At 76.7% G+C, this 553-nt stretch carries 1 protein-coding gene; it reads right to left on the bottom strand.

Features of this window, described 5'->3' with window-relative positions; translation table 11 throughout:
* The coding region (locus E9565_RS21965) for an HNH endonuclease signature motif containing protein (RefSeq protein WP_236836734.1) at positions 1–533 on the bottom strand (533 nt) is incomplete at its 3' end.
* Positions 534–553 lie beyond the last annotated feature (20 nt).

The raw sequence follows: 553 nt of genomic DNA, 5'->3' as shown, positions 1-553 counted from the left end.
CCCACCGACTGCTGGAACCTCTGCTGCCTCTGCCGGCGGCACCACCGCATCAAGACCTTCGCCCGCGGGTGGGCCTTCACCCTCCTCCCCGACGGGGTGCGGACGGCCAGCTGCCCGTCGGGGAGGAGGGTGAAGGCCCACCCGCGGGCGAAGGTCTTGATGCGGTGGTGCCGCCGGCAGAGGCAGCAGAGGTTCCAGCAGTCGGTGGGGCCGCCGTGGGCGTGGGCGGTGGCGTGGTCGATGTCGCAGCGGGCGGCGCGCCGGCGGCAGCCGGGCATGCGGCAGTGGCGGTCGCGGACCTGCAGGAAGCGGCGTTGGCCGGCGGTGGGTCGGTAGGTGGTGGTCGGTGCCGGTGGGCCGAGGCCCGGCCCGTCCTCGGCCTGGTCGACGACAGGAGTGCCGCCGGCCGACGCGGTGGAGGGACGGATGCGCTGCCGCGTGCGGCGACGGTGGCCGGCGGCGCGGCGGAGCCGGCTGCGGGTGGCGACGGTGATCAGCCGCCCGTCGGCGGGGTTGCCGATGGCGATCTGCACGCATCCGCCGGTGGGGGCGG

Source organism: Blastococcus sp. KM273129, from assembly GCF_021698995.1.
In the GTDB taxonomy this organism is placed as follows: Bacteria; Actinomycetota; Actinomycetes; order Mycobacteriales; family Geodermatophilaceae; genus Blastococcus.
Note: the sequence above shows the minus strand (reverse complement) of the source record. Positions and strands in the feature narration are given on the sequence as shown.